The organism is Paenibacillus sp. FSL R10-2778 (genome assembly GCF_038593035.1).
Taxonomy (GTDB): Bacteria; Bacillota; Bacilli; order Paenibacillales; family Paenibacillaceae; genus Paenibacillus_AQ; species Paenibacillus_AQ odorifer.
In genome coordinates, this window is sequence record NZ_CP151956.1 from 2,617,602 (window position 1) to 2,641,990 (window position 24,389).

At 42.4% G+C, this 24,389-nt stretch carries 28 protein-coding genes; 22 read left to right on the forward strand and 6 right to left on the reverse strand.

Features of this window, described 5'->3' with window-relative positions:
* Nucleotides 1-152: 152 nt before the first annotated feature.
* Genes NST40_RS11370 through NST40_RS11395 form a run of 6 tightly spaced genes read left to right on the forward strand, consistent with a single transcriptional unit; the run spans nt 153 to nt 3,368 of the window.
* The gene (locus NST40_RS11370; protein WP_076218745.1) at nt 153-602 is read left to right on the forward strand and encodes a DUF4362 domain-containing protein; all 450 of its coding nucleotides are present in this window, start codon (nt 153-155) and stop codon (nt 600-602) included.
* A gap of 30 nt (nt 603-632) precedes the next feature.
* Nucleotides 633-1,106 (forward strand): NUDIX domain-containing protein, encoded by a 474-nt coding sequence (locus NST40_RS11375; protein ID WP_076130372.1) that lies wholly within the window; start codon nt 633-635, stop codon nt 1,104-1,106.
* A gap of 16 nt (nt 1,107-1,122) precedes the next feature.
* Nucleotides 1,123-1,710: a histidine phosphatase family protein gene (locus NST40_RS11380; RefSeq protein WP_076277962.1), complete on the forward strand. Its 588-nt coding sequence runs from the start codon at nt 1,123-1,125 to the stop codon at nt 1,708-1,710.
* Nucleotides 1,707-2,132: a hypothetical protein gene (locus tag NST40_RS11385; protein ID WP_076277963.1), complete on the forward strand. Its 426-nt coding sequence runs from the start codon at nt 1,707-1,709 to the stop codon at nt 2,130-2,132. The genes NST40_RS11380 and NST40_RS11385 overlap by 4 nt, the downstream gene beginning before the upstream one ends.
* A gap of 9 nt (nt 2,133-2,141) precedes the next feature.
* A complete protein-coding gene (locus NST40_RS11390) occupies nt 2,142-2,552 on the forward strand; it encodes a DUF2809 domain-containing protein (RefSeq protein ID WP_076218742.1) in 411 nt (136 codons plus the stop codon).
* Nucleotides 2,553-2,576: 24 nt separating this feature from the next.
* Nucleotides 2,577-3,368, forward strand: coding sequence for a lipid II flippase Amj family protein (locus NST40_RS11395; RefSeq protein WP_036689792.1), 792 nt, complete (start codon nt 2,577-2,579; stop codon nt 3,366-3,368).
* Nucleotides 3,369-3,392: 24 nt separating this feature from the next.
* Here the strand turns inward: NST40_RS11395 and NST40_RS11400 are convergent, their stop codons facing one another.
* Nucleotides 3,393-4,202, reverse strand: a complete 810-nt coding sequence (locus NST40_RS11400; RefSeq protein ID WP_143761986.1) for a hypothetical protein — start codon at nt 4,200-4,202, stop codon at nt 3,393-3,395.
* Nucleotides 4,203-4,406: 204 nt separating this feature from the next.
* Here NST40_RS11400 and NST40_RS11405 point away from each other — a divergent pair, with 204 nt between their 5' ends.
* Together NST40_RS11405 and NST40_RS11410 are read left to right on the forward strand one after the other, a co-directional pair.
* Entirely contained in the window at nt 4,407-5,264 is an 858-nt protein-coding gene (locus NST40_RS11405) for an SDR family oxidoreductase (protein ID WP_342410688.1), read from the forward strand.
* Between the two features lie 369 nt (nt 5,265-5,633).
* Nucleotides 5,634-6,035 carry a DUF4265 domain-containing protein gene (locus tag NST40_RS11410; RefSeq protein ID WP_076130337.1) on the forward strand — a complete coding sequence of 134 codons (402 nt, stop codon included), beginning with the start codon at nt 5,634-5,636 and terminating at the stop codon, nt 6,033-6,035.
* Nucleotides 6,036-6,119: 84 nt separating this feature from the next.
* On the opposite strand, the gene NST40_RS11415 is transcribed toward NST40_RS11410, so the two are convergent.
* Nucleotides 6,120-7,097, reverse strand: a complete 978-nt coding sequence (locus tag NST40_RS11415) for an alpha/beta hydrolase (RefSeq protein ID WP_076277965.1) — start codon at nt 7,095-7,097, stop codon at nt 6,120-6,122.
* A 152-nt stretch (nt 7,098-7,249) separates the two neighbouring features.
* Between NST40_RS11415 and lepB the strand changes: the two genes are divergently transcribed.
* The 3 genes from lepB to NST40_RS11430 all read left to right on the forward strand — a co-directional run bounded on the left by lepB (nt 7,250) and on the right by NST40_RS11430 (nt 10,096).
* Entirely contained in the window at nt 7,250-7,750 is a 501-nt protein-coding gene (lepB, locus tag NST40_RS11420) for a signal peptidase I (protein WP_076277966.1), read from the forward strand.
* A 184-nt stretch (nt 7,751-7,934) separates the two neighbouring features.
* On the forward strand, nt 7,935-8,972 hold the full coding sequence (locus NST40_RS11425) for an HD domain-containing phosphohydrolase (RefSeq protein ID WP_076218739.1): 1,038 nt from the start codon (nt 7,935-7,937) through the stop codon (nt 8,970-8,972).
* A 263-nt stretch (nt 8,973-9,235) separates the two neighbouring features.
* Complete coding sequence (locus NST40_RS11430; RefSeq protein ID WP_076277967.1) at nt 9,236-10,096, forward strand: alpha/beta hydrolase; 861 nt, start codon at nt 9,236-9,238, stop codon at nt 10,094-10,096.
* Between the two features lie 83 nt (nt 10,097-10,179).
* Here the strand turns inward: NST40_RS11430 and NST40_RS11435 are convergent, their stop codons facing one another.
* Nucleotides 10,180-10,497 (reverse strand): MazG-like family protein, encoded by a 318-nt coding sequence (locus tag NST40_RS11435; protein ID WP_076130332.1) that lies wholly within the window; start codon nt 10,495-10,497, stop codon nt 10,180-10,182.
* Between the two features lie 97 nt (nt 10,498-10,594).
* Here NST40_RS11435 and NST40_RS11440 point away from each other — a divergent pair, with 97 nt between their 5' ends.
* From NST40_RS11440 to fetB, 5 genes are all read left to right on the forward strand, one after another.
* Complete coding sequence (locus NST40_RS11440; RefSeq protein ID WP_076193859.1) at nt 10,595-11,173, forward strand: TIGR00730 family Rossman fold protein; 579 nt, start codon at nt 10,595-10,597, stop codon at nt 11,171-11,173.
* Nucleotides 11,174-11,841: 668 nt separating this feature from the next.
* Entirely contained in the window at nt 11,842-12,591 is a 750-nt protein-coding gene (locus NST40_RS11445) for a GTP pyrophosphokinase family protein (RefSeq protein ID WP_076130330.1), read from the forward strand.
* Nucleotides 12,592-12,748: 157 nt separating this feature from the next.
* Nucleotides 12,749-14,374: a glycoside hydrolase family 9 protein gene (locus NST40_RS11450; RefSeq protein WP_342410689.1), complete on the forward strand. Its 1,626-nt coding sequence runs from the start codon at nt 12,749-12,751 to the stop codon at nt 14,372-14,374.
* 122 nt (nt 14,375-14,496) lie between these two features.
* On the forward strand, nt 14,497-15,246 hold the full coding sequence (locus NST40_RS11455) for an ATP-binding cassette domain-containing protein (RefSeq protein ID WP_342410690.1): 750 nt from the start codon (nt 14,497-14,499) through the stop codon (nt 15,244-15,246).
* Entirely contained in the window at nt 15,243-16,004 is a 762-nt protein-coding gene (gene fetB / locus NST40_RS11460) for an iron export ABC transporter permease subunit FetB (protein ID WP_076193865.1), read from the forward strand. The genes NST40_RS11455 and fetB overlap by 4 nt, the downstream gene beginning before the upstream one ends.
* A gap of 2 nt (nt 16,005-16,006) precedes the next feature.
* Here the strand turns inward: fetB and NST40_RS11465 are convergent, their stop codons facing one another.
* Nucleotides 16,007-16,276, reverse strand: coding sequence for an excalibur calcium-binding domain-containing protein (locus NST40_RS11465; protein ID WP_076218737.1), 270 nt, complete (start codon nt 16,274-16,276; stop codon nt 16,007-16,009).
* Nucleotides 16,277-16,477: 201 nt separating this feature from the next.
* Between NST40_RS11465 and NST40_RS11470 the strand changes: the two genes are divergently transcribed.
* Complete coding sequence (locus tag NST40_RS11470; RefSeq protein WP_076218736.1) at nt 16,478-16,984, forward strand: hypothetical protein; 507 nt, start codon at nt 16,478-16,480, stop codon at nt 16,982-16,984.
* Nucleotides 16,985-16,991: 7 nt separating this feature from the next.
* Nucleotides 16,992-17,396, forward strand: a complete 405-nt coding sequence (locus NST40_RS11475) for a hypothetical protein (protein WP_341002150.1) — start codon at nt 16,992-16,994, stop codon at nt 17,394-17,396.
* 936 nt (nt 17,397-18,332) lie between these two features.
* Here NST40_RS11475 and NST40_RS11480 read toward each other — a convergent pair.
* Entirely contained in the window at nt 18,333-19,190 is an 858-nt protein-coding gene (locus tag NST40_RS11480) for an alpha/beta hydrolase (protein WP_081387693.1), read from the reverse strand.
* A gap of 171 nt (nt 19,191-19,361) precedes the next feature.
* On the opposite strand from NST40_RS11480, the gene NST40_RS11485 reads away from it, so the two are divergent.
* Entirely contained in the window at nt 19,362-20,186 is an 825-nt protein-coding gene (locus NST40_RS11485; RefSeq protein WP_081387333.1) for a cupin domain-containing protein, read from the forward strand.
* Between the two features lie 51 nt (nt 20,187-20,237).
* Here NST40_RS11485 and NST40_RS11490 read toward each other — a convergent pair whose 3' ends face one another.
* Nucleotides 20,238-21,233 carry an acryloyl-CoA reductase gene (locus tag NST40_RS11490; RefSeq protein WP_076219444.1) on the reverse strand — a complete coding sequence of 332 codons (996 nt, stop codon included), beginning with the start codon at nt 21,231-21,233 and terminating at the stop codon, nt 20,238-20,240.
* 154 nt (nt 21,234-21,387) lie between these two features.
* Here NST40_RS11490 and NST40_RS11495 point away from each other — a divergent pair, with 154 nt between their 5' ends.
* The 3 genes from NST40_RS11495 to NST40_RS11505 all read left to right on the forward strand — a co-directional run bounded on the left by NST40_RS11495 (nt 21,388) and on the right by NST40_RS11505 (nt 24,322).
* On the forward strand, nt 21,388-21,930 hold the full coding sequence (locus NST40_RS11495; protein WP_143761998.1) for a hypothetical protein: 543 nt from the start codon (nt 21,388-21,390) through the stop codon (nt 21,928-21,930).
* Nucleotides 21,931-22,253: 323 nt separating this feature from the next.
* On the forward strand, nt 22,254-23,672 hold the full coding sequence (locus NST40_RS11500) for an NAD-dependent malic enzyme (protein ID WP_076130640.1): 1,419 nt from the start codon (nt 22,254-22,256) through the stop codon (nt 23,670-23,672).
* Between the two features lie 116 nt (nt 23,673-23,788).
* Nucleotides 23,789-24,322 (forward strand): AAA family ATPase, encoded by a 534-nt coding sequence (locus NST40_RS11505; RefSeq protein WP_076219442.1) that lies wholly within the window; start codon nt 23,789-23,791, stop codon nt 24,320-24,322.
* Nucleotides 24,323-24,389: the final 67 nt, after the last annotated feature.

Consider the following 24,389-nt stretch of genomic DNA (forward strand, 5'->3'; position numbering starts at 1 on the left):
CTGCTTCCGGAGCTCAGCATTTTTTGAGTTCGGAAGCTTTTTTTTGTCCACGGCTATGCATATTGTGAAATCTAAAGGATTCCTTCATAGTGATGTCTAATATACATATAGTGGGTTTTTGGGAAGTCCAAGGAAAGAATTTAGGGGGAACTATGAAATTTAGAACATGGATAATCATTGTGCAGTTATTTATGATTGCTGTGCTTGTAGGCGTATTGGCGGCCGATCTAGGTGAGACAGGCTCAGATGAGTCTAAACATGATGATATTTTAATACATTTTGATCAAAAAGATTTAAACAGGATGAAAGAAACCGTTCAAAGGTTTAGTGAAGGTAAAGGGGATAACCTGATGTTGATTGAGCCAACCACGGATAGTGGACGGTTAATTCATGATTTCTATTCTAATGGTAAAGAGCTTCATTGGGTAAAGGATGATACAAGAGATGCATGGAGTAGTAGTCCTGGGAAGATCGAATATGTATGCCAAACGATTGAACTAATAGAGACAGGTGAGCGGTTTAATGTCGAGTTATCTCAATGTAATGTTCAGCCAGACGGTGAGAAAATAAACGTGATCAGCTTTTTAAAAGAAAGATTATAAACCCATTTACGGAGAGGATGGATGATCAATATGCCGATGTCTGAGTACTATCAAGGGATTCGTGGGAAAGTGGGCTCAGAATTATTAATGATGCCTTCCGTAGCTGCAGTAGTAAGAAATAAAGAGGATGAGATTCTGTTCATCCGCAAGCCAGGAGAATCTTTGTGGGGATTGCCTGCGGGAGCGATTGAGCCAGGGGAGCGTCCCGGAAGAACCTTACGCAGAGAGGTATATGAAGAGACAGGGTTGATGGTTCATCCTACGTCGATTTTAGGTGTTTTTGGTGGAGCGAAATATAGATACGAATATAGTAATGGCGATCAGGTAGAATATACGGTTATTGTATTTGAGTGCTCTATTATCAGAGGAACGCTTAGAGCTATAGATGGGGAGATCGAAGAATTTAAATTTTTCAAAGAGAACGAGCTGCCAGAGATTGCAATTCTTTATCCTAGAGAGATTTTTATAAAAGACCGAGAGAAGACTGCAACGATATTTGAGTGACTGAGAGGAGTGCCTCATGAAGACATACATTTATATGGTTAGACATGCAGTGTCACCTTTTGTATTAGGGAACGAGCGGGAACGGGGATTATCCGAAAAAGGACACGCAGACGCTTATAGAATCAAAGAGCTTTTGGCGGAGGAGAAAATTACATATTTTGTATCCAGCCCATATAGACGAGCCGTAGAGACAATTAAATATTTGGCAGAAGCTTCGAACCAAGAGATTGAACTGTATGAAGAACTCAGAGAACGAGCAATCGGAAGTGTCGAGATTGAAATCAGTGAAGATGATTTTCTTCAGGGCATTCGGACATCGTTCAACGACAAGCAATATAAAATGCCGGATGGAGAGAGTACCCAGGAAGCACAAGAGCGTGCAATTCCTGTTATCAAGCAATTAATTCAACAGCATAAAGGCGGAAAAATCGCATTAGGTACGCACGGGAATATCATGACCATTATCCTGAATTACTTCGATAAGAAGTATGGATATGAGTTCTTTGAACAGACGTCCAAGCCGGATATTTATAAGCTGGAATTTGAAGAATTGGAGTTTACCCATGTGGAGCGGCTGTGGGACTCCGAAGTGCTTAACAAATGAAATATTTTATAAAGCTGAATGCACTAAGCGTACTTTATGCCTTTATGTTGTTTGTTGTAATAGAGCTGCCATTGAATATTTATCGAATCAGCAGAATTTCCGGCTTGGAGCTGGGAAAAGTAGATACCTTGCTGTTTATCTTCAAGCTTGTTTTATTTTTATTATCTTCTATAGTATTTATTTGGCTTACAAAAAAATATTTGAGCGGAAAAAAATCCATGTATTTCACTACGATCCTATGGTTTCCCTATTTGATTCTGTTCATTAGTTTATTCGCAACCTGGTTCCCAATTACAGAACCTGCAGATAAACCTGCACCGGTAACAGGACTGATCATAATAGGGGCCGTGTTTATTTATCCGTTTTATATCGCAATGATTAGTATTATCGCAAGCATCAATTTTAAGTCAGAAGCTGGATAGAGGTTGGAAATGAGGATCAATGATCTGAAAGAAAGACTTTTTTATATTTGTATCTGCCTCGTTGTTATTGTATTGGGGTTAAGCACTAGAGTATTCACGGATCAGCTGCCTTTGTTTGTATCTAGACATTTCGGAGATGCGCTTTGGGGCAGTATGGTTTATTTTATGTTTCGGGTTCTACTGGTAAATCAAAAGCTAAGGCTCGCCTTTGTATGGAGTTTGGTGTTTAGCTTCGGCATAGAATTTAGCCAGCTGTATCAAGCGGAGTGGATCAACAGCATCCGTTCTACAGTATTGGGTGGTCTAATTCTCGGAAAAGGATTCCTGTGGATCGACCTTGTTAGATATTTAGTGGGCATTGCCCTTTGTTATGGATTGGATCAATACTTTCACCAAAAGGTGCACCGAAATAATAAATAGTGTTTATTGGAGAGGAACCTTTAAATGGTAAATAGTTTGATTGTGGTATGCTTGCTTACGATGATTATTCACACGGCAGAAACCTTATCGTATTCGGTACGATACGCCGGAGTGAAGCTGAACAAGATAGCCATTGCGTTATCTCTCACAGGCATTATTGTTCTCGTCTCAAGAACTGCAAATATGATCCAAGCTCCACTGACGGCTAAATTCGTAGATTATGCCAAAATACATTCAGATTTTCCACTTCTTAATTACTTGAGAATTATATTATTGGCTTCTTCATTAGGGACTTTAATTGCCATTGCTGTGTTCCCTACCTTTGTAGGCTTGTTTGGGAGAATCATCTCTAAGCTTGAAATCGAAGGTTCTATCCCAAAACTGCTTACCAGTGTGACGATCGGGCAACTAAAGAACACCAGAAAATACATAAGAAAACCAAAAGTGAATCTATATAACTTCAGATACCTGGGGATTCCTAAACGTTTTATTGTGATGAATGTTTTTGTGACAGCCTTTTACACCGTAGGTGTCATATCATCTTTGTACGCTGCTCATCTAATGCCTCAATATAGCACGACTGCTTCTCAAGCTTCCGGACTGATTAACGGTATGGCGACTATTCTGCTGACCATATTTATCGACCCACAGCTTGGTCTTATTACCCATAAGGCTACTGAAAATGTAGAATACCGTGATCAGCTAGGAAAAATATATGTGGTATTGATGGGTTCACGATTTGTAGGCACTATATTTGCTCAGCTCCTAATTGTGCCTGCAGCCCAATTAATTAGTATGTTAGTGAAGCTGATTTGAGCCGGTGGGGGCGAATCATAATCATTAGGGAAGTTTAGATTCTGCTGCTCGTAGTGCTAGCGAAGTCTTCTGTTCCCAGCTGTAAATATTCTGCTGCATGGAATGAATTCGTTTCATTTGCTCATAGGATGATTTCAATTCTGTGGCGGCTCTAACTGCATCTCCTTGCTTAACAGCTGCTTTATATTGTTTGTCAGCTTCCGCGCGTACTTTCTGCGTGGCAGCGAGATTCTTACTCTCGGCAGTTATTTGTTTCTTTAAAGCAGTGATGGGTGCCAACGCATCTTTGACGGGTTTAAGCTTAGCAGCGGTTTGCTTGCGAGCGGCTGCCAAAGCGGTTGTCTTTGTCTTAATTTCGGCTCGGGCGAGGGTTACAGCAGCCTTTAGTTTATTACGCTTCAGATCCAGCAATGTGACTGTTTTCAAGTCTTTAGCTTTCTTGGCTGCGGTAGACTGTTTACTGAGTGTGCTGTATTGTTCCAGAAGGGGAGCATGTTTCTTCTGAACTGAGCTGGCTTCTGAAGATAAGCGGCTTAACAGTGCTTGATCTGTTGACTGTATGACGGTACGAATAGATTTCAGAGCGTCATTATTCTGTTTGCGTAACTTCTGAATTTTTGAGTTATCTGTCTTGAGGGTGGCTTGAAGCGCGGTATAATTATCATGAAGACTGTTAATGTCATCCAGCGCGGAATCCCAGCCAGTAGCAGCAGACACAAGTGTGAGGTTACAGGTTAAGAAAGCTGCTACCAGCACTAATTGAGCCACCCATTTTAAATCCCTAATTCTGAAAATGTTCGTTCTACATCTGACGGTGTTTTTTGGCTTAAACATTCCTCTCAGCTCCTTAATGAATTAGTTAATATACGCAAAAAAGCACCTCCAAGATAGGCATTGACGCCTGTCTTGCGAGGTGCTTCTCCCGCACAGAAATATAAAAGATGCTCTTACTATAACTTGAAATTAATGGATAGTCAATGAACAATAGAACATTTGTTTGCTTGTTTTTATAATTGTGAAATACAAAGGGGAGTAAATATGAGTTCACATCTAGAGTATGGGCACGATCGAGTGGCTCTGATTACCGGAACCTCCAGTGGATTTGGACTGCTGACAGCGCTCAAATTAGCTGGACAGGGGTTTAAGGTGATAGCAACCATGCGTGATTTAAGCCGTAAAGGCGAGCTGGTGCAGCAGGCAGAGCAGGCAGGAATTTTAAAGCAGCTTCATTTAATGACCATGGATGTAACTGACAGCGATTCTATAGAGACAGCAATATCTTCAGTACACGAAACATTTGAAAGAATTGATGTTCTAGTCAATAATGCAGGTTTTGCCATTGGCGGTTTCATAGAAGAAATATCTATGGAGGAATGGCGGCGGCAAATGGAGACGAACTTTTTTGGATTAGTGGCTGTGACAACAGCTGTGCTGCCCATTATGCGAGAACAGCAGAGCGGCACGATTATTAATGTGGGAAGTGTAAGTGGATTATCCGGATTTCCAGGTTATGCGCCTTATGCAGCTTCTAAATTTGCTGTTGAAGGCTTCAGCGAAAGCCTGCGTCATGAAATGTCCCCTTATGGAATAAGGGTGGTATTAATTGAACCGGGCTCCTTCCGTACACCGATATGGGGAAAAGGCATGGAGCAAATTCGACGTAAGGAGGATTCTCCGTATAAAGCGCGTCTTGACGCTGTGCTACGATATTCCAAACATACTGCTGAGACAGCGCCTGACCCTAGTCAAGTGGCTAATCTTATCGGTCGTATTACCGAAATGAAAACACCACGGCTACGTTATCCTATCGGCAAAGGTACGCGAATCTTAATTTTAGGCAAAACGCTGCTTCCATGGAAGTGGCTGGAGAGAATTATTGCGAAAGAATTGAGGTGATAGGATGGAGTCATCCATAAATTTAACAATCATTAAACTAATAGGTTATGTGTCCAGTTTGATGACCGTTTTTTTATGGTTAATTTTTATATTCATCAATCCTTATGCTGAGATTACGAATCGCTCCACTCTTGTGATTAGTATAATCATGTTGTTATTACCGGCGGGGTTATTAGCAATAGGTGTCTTTTTAAACAGAAGTCGGCTAATGCTGCTTGCATTTATCTGGAGTTTTCCCTACAGTTTATATATGTTATTAACACCCGGAATCTTTAGGTTGTTCGGGATTACGAGCCTAATGTATTTACTTTGTTTTGTGTTATTTAGAATGAACAAGATTAGATATTGAACAAGGATAGAGGTGTGCCGATGCTAGAATCGTCCGGAATCCATATCTGCTTCAACGCAGATGGCCGTGAAATAGAAATCCTCGATGTTACTCCATTTGGCAAAGATAAATTTCGAATTGAAGAGACACCGATTTTTAATCCGGCTGTTACAATGGGAGATATTATACAGGTGAAGGAAGAAAATGGAGTCTATTATTACCAAGAGACTGTTCAGAAATCTCCTTTTAAAAGATACGCTTGGCTGCTTAGTAAAGAAGCTGTTGATTCAACGGCCATTGCAGCTTTTAAACATAGAATTATAGAGAATGAAGGCAAATGTGAGTTGATCTTTGGCGGTTTGTTCGTCATTCATATTCCTAAGAATACTTCAATTGATGTTGATGGGGAAATGAATCGAATTATTGAGCGGTTCGAGATTTAAATACTAAGAAAAAAATGCTGCGTCATGAAATGCAAGGAAACTTGCACATGATGACCGCAGCATGGAGAATAGAAGAAACGCTTTTTATTTTATTTCTTCCATAAACGTCTTGAAATTTTCAGCGATTTCTTTTGATTTGGTATGGTGCAGATAATGTCCTGCATCAAGTTTTACCAATTTTCCTTGTACGGAATTTTTGACTTGCTCTTCATGCAATGATATCCAATCTTTTAAGAGAGTATCATCCCCTTGAACAAAGAGCAAAAGGGGGAGATCCTTTGGAAAAGTTGAATTTAGAGCCCCTTTATAATTAGAAGACATATTTTCCACTTCATTTAAGTTAGTGTAATTATAAGTGTTTCTAAGCGTAAGCAATCTCAATTGTTCTTTAGTTTCATCATCAAACGGCAATTCAGCATAGGGATTTCCACTTGATTTAAATAACAATCTGCCCAAGCCTGATTTTCTAAGTAGTTTTAATTTTCCTGTTGGTACTTTAACACCTATTCTGTCTTCCGTTGCAATACTGTTATCAATCCCGACAAATGCACTCACTTCGTTTGGATATTTGTTCACATAATTCAAACTGTACATACCGGAAATAGAGTGTGCCATTAGAATATAACGGTCAATATTAAGCTGCTTTACAGCTTCATGAATTTCACTCACAATGTTTTCTGTGGTTCGCTCTTTTTCAGTTCTATCACTTAATCCATAACCGAAAGGCTCAATCACAACAACTTTGTAAAATGGTGATAGTTCATCTATTAGCAGCTTAAAATCAAGTCCCGGTGCCACCGTTCCATAACCAGGTAAGAGCACAACAGTCTCTTCACCTTTTCCTTGAATCAAAACATTCATATTTTTACCATCGACGCTTACAGACTGACCATAGGGTTTTATTTTAGCTTGGTCCGATTTATTGAGGAAAATATTAGCGACAAAAACAGTCACTAGAAAAAGTACTATTGCAGTAGCTAAAGCCCCTAAGGAAATAAGTATAATTTTCAGCGGTTTATTCATCCTTTTTTTTATAACCTCTTCTTCTGGTTTCAATCGCATCTTCTCCTGTTCTAATCGCTTTATTCTAGCTACCTTCATGAGTTGCTAAAGAAAGCTTACCCGATGAAGATGAACTATACATGACGACAATATGAACTGAATATGAACCAGCTAAAAAAGTTTGACTCTATAATATGAATGTGAGGTGAGCAATGATGTTGAAATTTATGAAGCAATGGTTGCCGAGTATTGTGATCGCAGTGGTTATTTCTTTGTTTGTTAGAACCTATGTTGCTGAAGCCATGAGAGTTCCAACGGGCTCTATGATCCCAACGATTCAAATCAATGATCGCTTAATTGTTGAGAAAATGTTATGGATGACCACACTGGAGCATGGAGATATTGTTGTATTTACGCCACCTGTAGCTGGTGATGAGAATAAAAGATATGTAAAAAGGCTAATGGGGCTGCCTGGAGATACCTTGGAAATTAAAGATGGCGCACTTTACCGAAACGGAGCGAAGGTTAACGAACCTTACCTCAATGAACAGATGGATTACACTTTTGGACCGGTTACGGTACCCGCCGATCATTATTTTTTTCTCGGAGATAACCGGAATATAAGCTATGATGCTCATCTGTGGGATACTCCATTTGTGTCGAAGGATAAGTTGATTGGGAAAGTAATCGCTGAATTTAGCAATCCCTTCTAGGTAGTGTGTAAGACGGATAAATGTAAGGCTTAATCTCTAAAAAAAGATTTAGGGGTGCTGAAGTCGCGGGGGTCTTTTGAACTAACCGAGTGCTTTAATGAGTCTTTAACCATATTGTTACTTTGGAAGAATTTAGCTATCCTTAAGGTAAAATATACCTACATATAGTAAGGGGTGCTGAATTTTGAAAGCTCATGTCACAGATCTCAAACATGGCGATTGTCTAATCACAGATACATTCAATAGTGTTGGCCTACACGTGCTTCCGAAGGGGACAGTGGTCTACGGAGAAGAAATCACCATCCTGATGAGGCATCAGATTGATTATGTCGATATTGAACCACGCATGATGATGCTGGATAATGAAGAAATGAATGTGGCACAAGGGATAGATGGTAATTTTGATCAAGCCATCCAAAACTATGAATCTATATTTCTGGAAGCACTCAGCAAGGGTAGCTTTACGCAGTCGGATGTTGATAATACGCTGCAGCCATTGCTGGAGAAATTGGATGAACAAAAGGATGTCGTTTCTTTATTATTGCTGCTGGAACGTGATGATATCAGTACATACAATCATTCATTGCAGGTCGGACTGTTATCGTTTTACATAGCGACTTGGTTAGGTCATACAAAAGCCGAAAGATTTGAGATTAGTAGAGCCGGTTATTTGCACGATATCGGAAAAAGCCAGATTGCTCCACATATCTTAAATAAGACGGATAACTTAACTCCCGAAGAATCAGAAGAACTAAAACGTCATACTACGTATGGATACGACATTATCCTTAAATCGATGAATGACGAAAAGACCGCACTAGTGGCGCTTCAGCATCATGAATTCGAGGATGGTACAGGTTATCCTAACAATCTCCGTAAACAGGACTTGCATCCGTATACGCAGATTGTTGCTGTTGCAAATACTTATGTAGGCATGACCTTAGGAAGAGCGAATCAACCAAAACAAGGCCTGATTAACGTTCTGCGCAAGGTACATGAGCTTGGATTTGGCAAGCTGAATGGAAATGCGGTACAAGCTCTGATCGGACATTTATTGCCGAATTTTGTGGGTAAGAGCGTTCAGCTTAGCAATGGTGAGCAAGGTACGATTATTATGAATAATCCGTTGGATATTTTCAAACCTCTGGTAAAAATAAATGAGACTACGTTCAGAGACTTATCTAAAGAGCGTAATTTGACTGTTGAAGAGGTATTTATTTAACGAATATTTTTGTGGCGATAAATAGGAGGCTATCTCCCTGATCCGTAAAATCAGGGGATAGCTTTTTTGTGTTATAATCGAAATTGGGTTAAAAACCCTTCAATATGGAATAGGAGAGTGCTTATCGTGATTATCAAATTCATTCGTTTACGTTAATTTGAGGTGCAATTCAATGATGACATCATCCATTTTTTTGAAAATGTATTGAGTCTTATTTAACTGTGCATTCATTGATAAAATTCGAATGAAATGAGGAATGAACAATGAGCGAAAAAATAGTAAAAGTAAACGGAATTGATATATGTTCGGATAGTTTTGGAAATCCTAGCAATCCTGCGATATTGCTGATTATGGGTGCCACCTGTTCTATGGTTTATTGGGATGAAGAGTTCTGTCAGCGATTAGCAGATACCGGACGTTACGTTATTCGTTATGATAACCGGGATGTCGGACGTTCCGTTGTTTATGAGCCTGGGAGTTCCAATTATACCGTGATGGACATGGCAAATGATGCTGCTGGGTTACTAGACGCCTATAATATAGAACAGGCAAATATCGTTGGAATGTCCTTAGGCGGAATGATTGCGCAAGTCCTTGCTGCACGTCATCCGCAAAAAGTTCTAACCTTAACCTTGATCGCATCAAGTTTTTTCGAATCTGACGATAATGATCGGAACTTGCCTCCTATGGATGAGCGGATCCTCGCATTCCATGCAGATGGAGCAACACTGGATTGGTCTAATGAGGAAGAGGTAGCCAATTATTTGGTTTCAGGTTCCGGCATACTCTGTGGTTCAAAACATAAATTCGATGAGAAAAGAGCGTATAAACAAGTAAGGCTGGAAATAAAACGTGCCAACAACTTGCTTAGCATGTTTAATCATTCTCTTCTTACAGGGGATGACGGCTACGAGGGCAAGGCAAAAAATATCATGGTTCCTACCTTGGTTATCCACGGCACAGAAGACACGGTGCTTCCTATAGAGCATGGCTTGGCGCTTGCGGCGGAAATTCCTAATGCGTCGCTTCTAACCCTGGAAGGAACGGGCCACGAAGTCCACCCGGATGATTGGGAAACAATAATCAAAGCCATTTCGAATCATACTTTAGGCGGTAAAGCTTAACAGGGCTTAAAGAGTAAAATAAACAAGGGCTACAATTCGGTCTTGCCGATTGTAGTCCTATTTTTTCTAGGATTACTTCGTCCCTAGGAATTAAATCGCTTCACTAATTTTTCTTTATGTGCAGTAAAAGCCTCTTCTAAAGTGATGCCATATAAGTCAGCTAACAATGCGATATTTCCGAGAACATCCCCGATTTCCTCAATCAAGTCGTTTTTCAGTTGCTCTGGAGTACGAGTCGATTCATCCGGTCGATCTCTGCCGATTTCATAGGAGCGTACAGCTCGTGCGACTTCACCTGTCTCTTCCATTAAGAATCCGACTCTTATAAAAGGACCATAAGTAGTCCAGCCTCGTTCTCCATAAAAATGATTAATCCATTTCTGCACATCGTTAATTTCCATATTATGTAGCACTCCTTAATCTTTCACATGATTTATACTCCAACATATAGTATATTAGATAGCGGACATTATCAATATATAGTTTGGAGATGAGATTTTGAAATCAATATGTGTTTTCGCAGGATCGAATTTAGGGGTGCATGAGGATTATAAAGCTAAAGCTGTTGAACTTGGTAACTACATGGCTATGCATAATTATCGTTTAATTTACGGTGGTTCAAAAATCGGATTAATGGGTGAGGTCGCTAATGCTGTTTTGAATGGTGGAGGCGAGGTAATCGGGGTAATGCCTAGAGGATTATTTAATGGGGAAATGGTACATAGAGAGTTAACGCAGTTGATAGAGGTAGAGGATATGCATGGCCGTAAAGCAAAAATGGGAGAGCTGGCAGATGGCTTTATTGCTTTACCTGGAGGGTTTGGAACGTATGAGGAGCTCTTTGAGGTTTTGTGCTGGTCACAAATTGGCATACACAAGAAGCCGGTAGGGGTTCTAAATATCAGGAATTATTTTGATCCTCTGATGAATCTGATACATAACAGTATCCAAGAAGGCTTCTCTAATTCTTCGCATCTAAGTCTGCTAAACGTATCCAACGAGCCGTTGGAACTCTTGACTCTTTTGAAGGAGTATGTTCCGCAAACGCTTGAGCAAAAGTGGAAACAGCTCAACTGAATAATGAAACTTTCAGTTTAATGATCGGGTACTCGGTCGGGTACACTGTGTTCCCGGACGTAAATCAACCGAAATCAGGCATTAGTTTCTGCATGACCTTTACCGCTCGGACTCAGCTGACCTTATTTCTCCATTTCGAACGTTTTAGGCGAGCTATCGGACTATATTGCAGCTATTTACTCATAACCACACCGATTCTGCACTGTTACATGGTGATAAGAGCTATACGGTCCGATACTTCTGTGAAAATGTCCAAAAAGCGCAAATAGCTGCAATACGGTCCGTAACATATTGAGGGGCTTTAGCTAGTTTGGTTATTTGGGTTACTTTAGTTGCTTGGGCATCATGGGTTTGGTTCTTAGGTTTATCTCCGTTTGAGCAGGGTTTCGGACTCCAGTGACGTTATTTCTTATGAAGAGGTTCATATTTTGTGTTTTTTTTCCAATAGCGATTATGGAGTCCGATAGCATCCCGATTATGGGATTATACTGTGTATAAGGTCAACTGGGTCCTATAGCGACTTCGCAAGTGGATTCGCGGCGCAAAAGGTACGTAATCAAACGAAGTGTGAGGTTTGGATTATGGCTACATTACCGCTGAATTTGAAATTCACTAGTGGATTGGCTATGATAAATATAGAGAAACGCTACAAGAGGAGAAATGAGATAATGACCCCCGAGAATCAAATCGAACAATTTAAGAAGCTTAAGCACGATATCACTCGTTTCATGTTAATTTATAAATTTGCATTGGATGAGATGGAAACGAAGATTGAGATCCTAAAACAGGAGTTTCAGTCTCTGCATGATTACAGCCCCATTGAACATACCAAATCGCGTATTAAGTCTCCAGAAAGTATCATGAACAAGATGCTGCGCAAAAATGGTGAATTATCGCTGGATTCAGTGAAAAATTGTATTAAAGACATCGCTGGTCTGCGGATCACCTGTTCTTTTATCTCTGATATCTATCATGTTAGTGAGATGCTTCAGAAGCAGGATGATCTAACGGTCCTTGAGGTAAAGGATTATATTAAGAACCCTAAACCTAACGGATATCAGAGTCTTCACTTGCTGATTCAAGTCCCTGTTTTTATGTCCGATCGCCAGGAGCTTGTCTGTGTAGAAGTTCAAATTCGTACCATTGCTATGGATTTCTGGGCAAGCCTCGAACATAAAATCTTTTATAAATATAATAAATCAGTACCTGAGAGTATGACTCGTGAACTGAAAAATGCGGCGGATGCCGCTCATGCCCTTGATCTGCAAATGGAGCGTCTGCACCGGGATATAAAGGAAATTAAAGACGATGATGAAGATGATCTTAGCTCCTTCGAGGAAGAGCTTCGCCGTATAGTGGTTCATAATAAGCAGTTCACACTTCCAGCTAACTTTATTAAACTGCTTGACGACAAATAAGCTGTTTTGTCCGCCTAGAGTTATCCGTTTCCTTTCGGGTGACTCTAGGTTTTTTTCTTGTATACATCATTGCCATAGATAACTAGAATAGAGTATTCTCAACTAGAAGAGAATGGTTACTTCAGCTTCATCATTTTTACATAAAAGGAGAATGAAGATGAGCGAGCGTACACTTCGCACCATTACTGTGAATCAAATCGGATATCCGCTGGATGGACAAAAGATCGCAGTATTTACAGGTACTGAGCATGATTTTCAGGTAGTTGATGTTGATAGTGGGACTATTGTGTTCAAAGGTAGTTCAGATGCTGGAAGATTTGATAAAGCCAGTGGAGTAACTTTGCACACAGGTGATTTCTCGGAGGTCAATACTGAGGGAAGATATCGGATTGAGCAGGGCGAGGGTCTAGCTTCGGCATCCTTTTCAATCTCAGATCAGCCTTATCATGAGCTTCAACAGGGCTTGCTGAAAGCTTTTTATTATTATCGCTGTGGTGTTGAGTTGACTGAAGAATATGCTGGAGATTGGAAGCACAAGGCGTGCCATACCGCAAAAGGGATTGTATATGGGCAACCGGATCTTCAACTAGACTGTTCGGGTGGCTGGCATGATGCAGGTGATTATGGAAAATATAGCGGTCCCGGAGCGAAAGCTATCGCGGATATGCTGCTTGCCTATGAATTATATCCCTCGGATTTTGTAAGCGCTATCCCATTGCCTGAAAGTGATGGATCTACGCCAGATGTGCTGCTGGAATGCAAGGTGGAGCTCGATTGGTTGTTTAAAATGCAAGATTCCGCAACAGGTGGTGTATACCATAAATTGACTACGTTAAGCTTTCCTGGTCTGGATGTTATGCCTGAGGACGATACAGCAGACCTGTACTTCTCACCAATATCTGCTACTGCAACTGGGGATTTTGCTGGTGTTATGGCTATGGCTGCAAGAGTGTACAAGCCTTTTGATGCTGCTTATGCGCGGAAATGTCTGGATGCTGCGGGGGCAGCATGGGAATGGCTTGTACAGCATCCAGATGTACCCGGTTTTACGAATCCGCCTGAGATTAGCACTGGAGAATACGGGGATGGAGTCGATAAGGACGAGCAGTATTGGGCAGCGGCGGAGCTGTATCGTACGACAGGGAAAGAGGAATATCATCAAGCTGTTCTGCAGCTAGTGCAGCTGACTTTTCCAAAATACAGTTTAGGCTGGGGTGATATGGGGGGCTATGGCACTATTGCTTATCTGTTAAATGGTGAGGAGCAAGCAGACCGTGCTTTATATGCCTCGTTAAAAGAAGGGCTTGTTGCTGAGGCACAACGATTAGCGGAACAGAGTCGTGAGGAGGGCTATAGGATCTCCTTAAAAGAGGAGGACTATATCTGGGGCAGCAATATGCTAGTAATGAACAATGCAATGCTGCTGCTTGCGGCTGAATATTTTAGTGGAGACTCCAGTTTTGCGGACTGTGCCTTAGATCATCTACATTATCTGATGGGGCGTAACGTTCTGGATATCAGCTATGTTACCGGGTTTGGGGATCATGCCGTGATGAATCCGCATCATCGCCCTTCTGTAGGTGACCATGTGGCTGATCCGGTGCCGGGATTGGTGTCAGGGGGGCCAGATCGTGGGCTGCATGATGAATATGTAGTTGAGCATTTACAAGGAAAACCAGCTGCGCAGTGCTTTGTCGATCATGAGCTTAGCTATTCTACGAATGAAGTGACGATCTATTGGAATTCACCTGCGGTGTTTGTTGTGGCCCGGTTTAATCAATAAAAAGCAATAGTTCGAATAGGGAAAGACGTCCTGAAACTGGATGTCTTTCTCTTTTTTATAGCTGAAATGCTATAATACTAGACGGTATGCTATTTTAGCGGATGGTATTAGGAGGTAGGGGATTGAGTAGTATTTTTGAGATTCAGAGACTTGCAAAACTTAACTGGAAAAGTAACGACCAAACTTCGAAATATCTTTTCTCGGAGATCTCCGCAGACATAGCTGAATCGGACCGCATCGCATTGATTGGTGCCTCTGGCCAAGGGAAAAGTACACTCCTTAGAATCTTAGCTCTCTTGGATGCTCCGAATGAGGGAGATATGTTGGTAAAGGGGACTTCATATAAAAGTATGGATGCGAGATTATGGAGGATGAAAATAGGGTTTGTAGCACAACAAGCGGTCATGCTGTCTGGCAGTGTGGAGGATAATTTAAGAACTGTCAGCAGACTGCATGACAAACCTTATGATCTTAAACTAGCGCAGCGACTAATTGGGCAATTGGGGCTGGAGCATTTGGATTTAAGCAAAAAAGCGGCAGATTGTTCGGGTGGTGAAAAGCAGCGGATTTCTTTAATTCGATCCTTGCTGCTCCGACCTACGGTATTATTGCTCGATGAAATCACCGCTTCGCTCGATGTCAACAGCACTCAAATGGTTGAAAAGCTACTAGAGGATTGGCATAAGGAAGAAGGCACTTCGATGATTTGGGTCACTCATGATCTTAAGCAGGCGAGCAGAATAAGCACAACTACATGGTTTATGGGAAAAGGCAGGTTGGAACAGCATGTGAGCGAGTCTTTTTTTGCTGAATCTGCGGAAGAATTGGCTAAAAGGTTCGTTCGGCCTTCGGAAGGAGCGTCGTTGTTATGAGTTATACAGCACTAAGTTTCACGCTTCTGTTTGTATTAGGGACAATGTTGGTCTCCGTGTGGCAAAAGCTCGGACTGGAAAAAGATATCATTGTAGGCACAGTGCGGTCGGCCATTCAATTGCTTGCGGTGGGGTATGTGCTGCAATTTATTTTTAAATCGGATCAGGTCATTTATGTAATTGTGATAATACTCTTTATGATCAGTGTAGCCGCATGGAATGCAGCCAAAAGAGGCAAAGGCTTGCGCGGATTAGTCTGGAGAATTGGACTGGCGATTGCTACTATGGAACTGCTCATGATGGGCATTCTGCTCAGCTTACATATCATTGAGGCTACGCCACAATATATCATTCCGATTAGCGGCATGACCATTGGCAGTGCTATGGTGGTTTCAGGGTTGTTCATTAACCATATCAAGCATGAAATTCAGCAGAGCAAAGGGGAGATTGAAACGTTGTTGTCTCTTGGCGCAACGATCCCACAGGCGATCCAGGAAGTTAGAAAAAGATCTGTAAAATTCAGCATGATTCCTACCATCGACGGTATGAAGACGGTTGGGCTTGTTCAACTCCCTGGAATGATGACCGGAATGATCATCGCGGGCGCTGATCCTGTAGTAGCTGTTCGTTATCAGATATTAATTGTGTTCTCGTTCACTGCCTCTGCTGCCATAACGAGTATGCTGCTCAGTGTACTGAGCTACCGACTCTTTTTCACGCCGGATCTAAGGCTCAAGCAAATAGTGGAGCAAGGCTAAGCCTATTTCTCACAAGCGATTCCGTCTTTGTCACGGTCGCTTTTTTTATTGGCATTATAGAGTTCTTTCGATACGTAGGGTTTGTATTTCGTTTTGCCGCCTTTGTTCTTGGTTGAGCTGGAAATGGCAACTCCACCTTTGTAATCTTTGTTTAGCTCCGTGCAGTTTTTGTAGGTTTTGACCTTGGATTCAGCGCTTGCTGTATTCAGGGTAGCGACGGATAGAGTGAGTAGCAGACCTGCTACTAGACAAATGTTTAAGATTTTTTTCATGGGAACACTCCTATAAAAATCTAATGGAATTAATGATTGTGTAGTATCGTTGTATTTTATATTACCAGTTTAATTCATTGAGGTATACATTATTGGTGGATTTGGAAACTGTGTACATATTTATGAGTGAAGTGGGGGAATAATTAGATTCAATTCACATGTAGTGAACAGGCTACGAATGAGGTGATTCTAATTAGCAAAATGAAAATGGCGACTGCCCTAATTGCGGGATTGTTGCTTCTGCCGGGAATGGCTATGGGTGCATCAGCCCCCGTTACTATGACTCACGTTAATGGAGAACTGCTATCGGCTATGCCCAAGCCAGCTCCGGAGTCTAGGCGCATTATATTACCTTCTGCAATTCAAGCGTCAGAGCTATACGGGTTCGGATTACAGCATCGGAATGCCTCGATTCAGTATTCGATCTTCTCTAAAGATTTCAAAAAGATTATGTATCCGCGGTTTGTTGAACTAAACTGGGTGACGGGTGTCTCAAGTCCTTGGATCACGAACTACGAGGTCACTAAAGAAACGATAATTAACAAGAATTCAGAGGTCATAGAAATGCGTCTGGATACTGCGACTTCAAGTGGAGCAGCACCTTCTATACTTTTGACAATTTCACTTGTGCAAGAGAAGAATAGCTGGGTGATTACCGGAGTGACATCGGACCCCGAGCTGCCGCGTGGCGGATTGCCTAGGAAGTAGGTTGGTTATGGATAGGAAAAAGAGCAAACGTAGTAGGGGGTTCCCATACGCTTGCTCTTTTTTTAATTCGAAAGCACAATCGTTTAGTCCACGTGGTCTGTTTCTCCAAATGATCAGTGACAATGTTCAACCCAGGGTGGCAATGCCAACTCAGCGTCATAAATCATCAGCTTACGTTGGTGATTACTTAAGAGCACAGATCGTTACGGACCGTATTGCAGCTATTTTTGCTGCACTGCACGATCGTTACGGACCGTATTGCAGCTATTTTTGCTGCACTACACAATCGTTACGGACCGTATTGCAGCTATTTTTGCTGCACTACACGATCGTTACGGACCGTATTGCAGCTATTTTGGCATTATGGTCGTTCTGGCGAGAGTTTCGGACTGTATGGCTCTTATTCCCCTAAAATCACGCATTATAGGAGTACATTTGGGCGAATAGCTGCATCTGAGTCCGATAGCATGGCTAAATCGCTGAAATTATGAAAATAAGAGCTCCTCGGTCCGATCATCGCCAAACTCTAGTGTATTTAAAGTCGCAATGTTCAGCTCAGAGTGACAATGCCAGCTCAAAGTGGCAAGGCTAACTCAGCGTGACAATGCCAGATCAAAGTAGCAAGGTTATCTCAGAGTGACAGTGCAGCTCAAAGTGGCAAGGTTAACTCAGCGTCACAAATCATCAGAGACAATGTTCAGCCCAGGGTGACAATGCCAGCTCGCGTCGCAAATCATCAGCCTACGTTGCTGATCACTTAAGAGACAGCGCTTCAGACATCGTTACGGACCGTATTGCAGCTATTTTGGCATTATGGTCGTTCTGGCGAGAGTTTCGGACTGTATGGCTCTTATTCCCCTAAAATCACGCATTATAGGAGTACATTTGGGCGAATAGCTGCATCTGAGTCCGATAGCATGGCTAAATCGCTGAAATTATGAAAATAAGAGCTCCTCGGTCCGATCATCGCCAAACTCTAGTGTATTTAAAGTCGCAATGTTCAGCTCAGAGTGACAATGCCAGCTCAAAGTGGCAAGGCTAACTCAGCGTGGTAATGTTCAGCTCAGAGTGGCAAGGCCAGCTCAAAGTCGCAATGTCCAGCTCAGAGTGACAATGCCAACTCAGAGTCACATAGCTCAGCCCAGCGTCACCAGTCTAGCTTGCTCACAAAGCGCAGCTCGAGCCGCCAGCTCAGCTCACATCGCATAGCCCAACTCACATCGCATAGCCCGGCCCAGCGTCATCAGCTCAGCTCACATCGCATAGCCCAACTCACATTACACAGCTCAGCACCAAAAACCCCAGCTCAAGCCACAACAGCTACCTAGATTATCCAGCTGTTAAGCGACTAATCTCTTCCCGCCTTCACCATTAATTCCGCCAGCATTTTGGGTTCGGTTCGAACGGTGGTCATGTGATCTCCTTTGCCCTCGATGAAGCGGAAGATGCCTAAATGACTGGATTGTGTAGGGTGGAATCCGTATGGACCTTGCGGTATAGCGGTGTCCTCCGTTAGATAAAGGTAACTTTTAGGGATCTGGAGACTGTAAAATTTCTTGAGATCAAGCTTTTCGAAAAGTGGACTTGCTGGCTCAGGAGGAGCTTGTTTGTTAAAAGCTTGCGCTTCCGCAAGACTGGCGGTGTTGACGAATGTATCCCGGAAAAGAGGGAAAGGGAGCGTTATGGTGTTATTGCCGGAAGTATCTCTCAGCTGTTCAAAGTACTTCAGCGAATCAGCTGGAAATTGGTCCGCCACACTTTGCCCATCCAGCGGTAAGAAGGCGTCGAAGAATACCAGACGTTTGATTCGATCCGGTACTTCCTGAGAGACGGTTTGGATCACCGAACCACCAAAGCTATGTCCGAGCAGAATGATATCCTTTAAGTCTTTTTGCTTGATATAGTCGACAACAGACTGTGTGATTTGCGCATGCGTTACATTATTGTTTTTGTCCCCGCCATGTCCGGCATATTCCGGAGTATAGACGGTGTGTCCTAAGCTGCGAAGTGCGGCGGCCGTTTGATCCCAAAAACCAGCAGTAGCCCAAGACCCATGAACTAGAACGAATGTAAGAGGCGCTTGTTTCGCTGCTGTTTTGTTATTGGCGGCCTCAACTGTGGAGCTAAGATTCATAGGCTGGAAACCCATAATTGTAAAGACAGTGATACATAACGCTAACACTATTTTTGTGCGAATCGATTTCATACTGTGCCTCCTATGTGGGGTGAGAGTGTAATACTTAGAGGATGCCCCGTTTAGAAAAGAAAGATGAATTTTTATCAGGAGTAGTGAATCTCCGCACCTAGGCATAGGCAAACGCATATCTTGTGTTTAGGGAAAGCAAAAATTTATAGCAACAGAAAGGTAGGAAAAAAAGTGACTTCATACATGGACTATACGTCCCCCAATACAGAGTTTACTTTTGATGTGAACACTAATACACTTTTTAAAAAAGATGCCAACAACTTCATTAACTTGCTGTCGGTTAAACAATTGAATACGCTCGAGAACATATCACTGCTGGATATTTTTCTTAGCAAATCAAATGTGGTTGAACCTCATTATCATCAAAATGCTGCAGAGCTTGTGTATTGTATCTGCGGTTCAGCGGTAGTGTCTTTAATCAATCCGTTCACAAATGAACTTCTGCATTTTCCGATTTGTCCGGGTCAAGTGGCAAATGTGCCGCAAGGCTGGTGGCATTATGAGATAGCTACTGTCGATAATACACATCTGCTCGCGATTTTTGACGCACCTATTCCTGAGGTTATCTTAGGTTCGGATATTCTTAGCAAAACCCCGGCAAATGTATTAGCCCATACTTACTGCTTAAATGAAGCTAAGGTAAAAGAAGCTTTAGCTCCAATCAAGCCTGGAACCTTCATCGGCCCTCCTGCTGACTGCTGCGAAGAAGATAAAGTAATGGGCAGCAGCAATATGGCCCCTAACATGGCTCCAAATATGCAAGCCAATGTTAAACCAAATATGCATCCTAATATGCAGCCAAATATGAATCCTTACGCTCATATGCAGGCGCAACCCATCCCGATATCTTCACAAATGCCTCCAGCTACACAAGCCTTTAATTATCAGCCTTACCCGATGCAAGGGTACTACACGCAGGGTTATGATCAGCATTATCGCCAACAACCCTATGTACAGCAGCAGCCGCATTACCAATATCCGAATAACCAAGAGTAAACTAAACAAACCTCCCGGAACTCTAGATTCCGGGAGGTTTCGTAATTAAACCTAGGATAAACGGACAAGTACTCTTCCTCTAAGGTTTCCTTGTAGAATATCTTCCAATGCTTGCGGTAGCTCGTTTAACGTGACTTCACGATCCACGAGGTTCTCCAGCAGACTTGGCTTCAGATCGCTCGCCATCCGTTTCCAAGCCTGCTGGCGAAGGTCTGCAGGACATTCCACAGAATCTATACCGAGAAGGTTAACACCCCGAAGAATAAACGGAAGTACTGTAGTTGGAACTGAAGTGCCTCCGGTTAAGCCACTTGCAGCTACAGAACCTCTGTAGGTGATTTTACTCAGAACTGCGGCAAGGGTGTCACCACCCACCGAATCTACTGCGCCTTGCCATAATTGTTTGTCCAAGGGTTTGCTGGCGCCGCCAATGACCTCTTCACGTGAGATTACGTCTTCGGCTCCTATACCTCTAAGGTAATCGGCAGCTTCGGCGTTACCTGTGCTTGCCACTACGCTATACCCTTTTGCGCCAAGCATGGCAATAGCAGATCCACCTACACCGCCGGTAGCGCCTGTTACAAGTACTTTGCCTTTGTCCGGGGAAACGTCATGATCTTCCAGGGCTAGTATGGACAAGGCGGCTGTCAGTCCTGCAGTACCGTAGATCATAGCTTCTTTAAGCGTCAGGCCTTCTGGAAGGGGAGTGATCCAACCTGCGGGAATACGAGCGTATTCGCTAAAGCCACCAAAGTGTGATACGCCAACACCATATCCTGTCGCAATGACTTGCTGCCCTTTATGAAACCGCTCGTCTGTGGAAGATACCACAATACCGGATAAATCTATCCCTGGAATAAAGGGATATGTTCTTAGAATTTTACCGTTTGGAATACTGGCTAAACCGTCTTTATAGTTTACACTGGAGTATGCAACCTTAATTACAACCTCTCCAGCTGGCAGATCCTCTAGGGTAACCGGTTTAACAGCTACGGAGAAGGATGATTCTGTTTTGTCGACAACTAACGCTTGAAATGATTCTGTCATAAGTGTGAGCTCCTTCAACTACGTTATAGGTAAGACATGTATATAATATTTATTCTGCCCGGTCAACTTGTGATTGTCTATGATATAGCGCAATTGTTTATTAAGGTTCCGTTAAATCGCGTGATAGAGGAAAAATTTAAGGGTTACAGTCTTAGTGGGTATCACATTAGTCTCACTTGGTTTTAATGGATATTCTTTTTATAACAAGCCACCAAAAGAGACTAACCCAACTACCAAGGAGCTAGTTCAAACTATGGGTGTGATTTCAATCCAATCTAACTCTGAGAGCGGAGTGCAGGGTGAGAGTGTGGAGGAACTGAAAAAAATTATTTATAAGTTACCGCAAGTGGAGAAAAAATTAGCTTTTATAAAGGGCGTTATCACAGAAGGGAATACGGTTTATCTGGATCTGGATGAGGTGGAATGGTTCGGTGGAGCGGCGGCAGAAATTGCAGCTAAAGAAGATGGTGTAATAGAACCCGAATCATTGCCTAATGGATTCTATATCCGAAATGCAAGCGAAGAAATCAAGCGGTTTAAGCTGGAGACTGATGTAACTATAGCTGAACTAAACGGGGCGAGACATCAGCAAGGGGACTATACGAGTTTTATTAGCGAAGAGCTAATGGATAGATTATTCCATCTGACATTTGTAGAAGGTAAGGTTGTTTTGCTAGAAGAGCAGTACAGACCTTAGTGAAGGAGAACAACTAGAAAGGGCCAGTGGAGAAAAGAAATCGGCAGGATGCTCTACAACATGCAGAAAAGGTAATGAAGAGTAGAAGAGCTTACGGTTTGTTTATGCTTACATACACTTAAGATTATGATGAATTTTATTTTTATGGGAAAAATGGCTCTGTGCCCGTAGCTGTCATACCTGATGTATTTGGGTCGGGTGCGGATGGGGATACTGTAAGAAGAAAAATTTTTCGTTGATCTAGTTAATAGGCGGAAGATATGTTTAAATGGGAAAGTATAGTATTTTTTAAATAATAGGATTGAAGAAAGAGAGGCTAATTCATGTCGATTGCGACTACAATGATTATCAGGCTCGAAATTCGGAAATCGGTTGCATCTTTTGGCGATGTTGCTTCAGGAATTGCCGCAGCTGGCGGAGATATTGTTGCTATTGACGTGATACGTGCAGGGAAGGATGTCACTACCCGAGATATAACAGTGAATGTGCAAGACGCAGCTAATGGAGATATTATCTCAATATTATCGAAGATGCCGGGAATTAAAATAATCAACGTGTCGGATCGGACATTTCTGGCTCATCTTGGCGGAAAAATCGAAATCACACCTAAAATGCCGATTAAAAATCGGGAAGATTTATCCTTAGTGTATACGCCGGGTGTAGCCCGGGTATGTACGGCGATTGCCGAAGATCCCAGAAAAGCTTATTCTCTGACGATGAAAAGAAATACAGTTGCAGTCGTTTCGGACGGCACTGCTGTGCTTGGACTAGGGGATATCGGGCCGGAAGCCGCTATGCCTGTCATGGAAGGTAAGGCGATGCTGTTTAAGCAATTGGCGAACATTGATGCTTTTCCGCTGTGCTTAAATACCAAAGATCCGGATGAAATTATCAATATCGTAAAAGCAGTTTCTCCTGGCTTTGGAGGGATAAACTTAGAGGATATAAGTTCACCACGCTGCTTTGAAATCGAACGCCGGCTTGCGGAAGAACTGGACATTCCGGTATTTCATGATGATCAGCATGGAACATCCGTGGTGGCTTTTGCAGGACTTTTGAATGCGCTTAAAGTTGTAAATAAATCTATTGAAAATGCACGGATTGTTGTTGTGGGTATTGGGGCGGCTGGGGTGTCCATATGTAATCTGCTGCTGGCAGCGGGTGCGCGTTATATTTATGCGGTTGATCGTGAAGGCGTTCTCAGAAAAGATCTCCAGTATGATAATCCGGAATGGCAGAAGCTTGCTGCCGCAACCAATCCTGAGGGAATTGAGGGTGGAATAACGGAGGTTATACGAGGGGCAGATGTCTTTATTGGGGTGTCCCGTGGGGGAATTCTAACCGTGGATCATCTCAAAAGCATGGCCAGTGATAACATCGTTTTTGCGATGGCTAATCCTACACCGGAGATTGAACCGGATTTGGCAGAACCTTTTGTTCGCGTTCTAGCGACAGGCAGAAGTGATTATCCGAACCAGATCAACAATGTGTTATGTTTTCCGGGTATTTTCCGTGGCGCACTTGATTGCCGGGCTAGAACTGTGAATCTGGAAATGAAGCTGGCTGCGGCAAAAGCCATTGCATCAGTCGTTCATCCGGATGAACTCAATGAGCAATATATCATCCCGAGTATTTTTAACGAAAAAGTAGTTGAGCAGGTGCGCCTGGCAGTAATCCAAGCGGCTATATCCACGGATGCAGCACGCCGGATTCCTAAAGACGTAGCAGCTATAACGGAATAAGATTTATACGATAAATGGACTGCTTTGCTTACTTAGAGAGCAGTCTATTTGTTTTTATACTTGGAGGAAAATTGCCCGAATTGCAACTTTAAATCCACTTAAAGGTGAGGGAAGGTATGAGAAGAATTCATATTATGGGAGCCTCAGGCGTAGGAACGAGTACATTAGGTTACGAATTAGCTAAAGTGTTGCCACATGTCCAGTTAGACAGTGACGACTATTTTTGGGAGCATAAATTCACTAAGCAGCGTGAGGTCAATGCGCGATTAGCGAAACTTACAAGCGATTTGACCCATAAGGAGCCTTGGATTTTAAGCGGTGCGGTATGTGGCTGGGGAGATGGCCTTCGACCATTATTCGATTTGGTTATTTTTCTAGGACTTCCACCGGAAATTCGTTTAGATAGATTAAGAGCCAGAGAGTACGAGAGATATGGTGATCATATTTTGCCTGGAGGAAGTAAATACGAAGCATATCAGACCTTTATGGAGTGGGCGGCATTATATGATGTTGCTGGAGTTGAAGTCAGGAGCAAAGTGCTGCATGAGGAATGGATGTCCGCACTGGAATGTCCTATTTTACGAATAGAGGAAGATTTATCGGTTGGAGAGCGCGTTGAGATCGTGCTGAGATATTTACAAATGGTATAGGAGGAACTTTTGGTCGGCGGAATTTATTCAACAGGATACAGAAGAATTCAGCAATAATGTTGAGGGA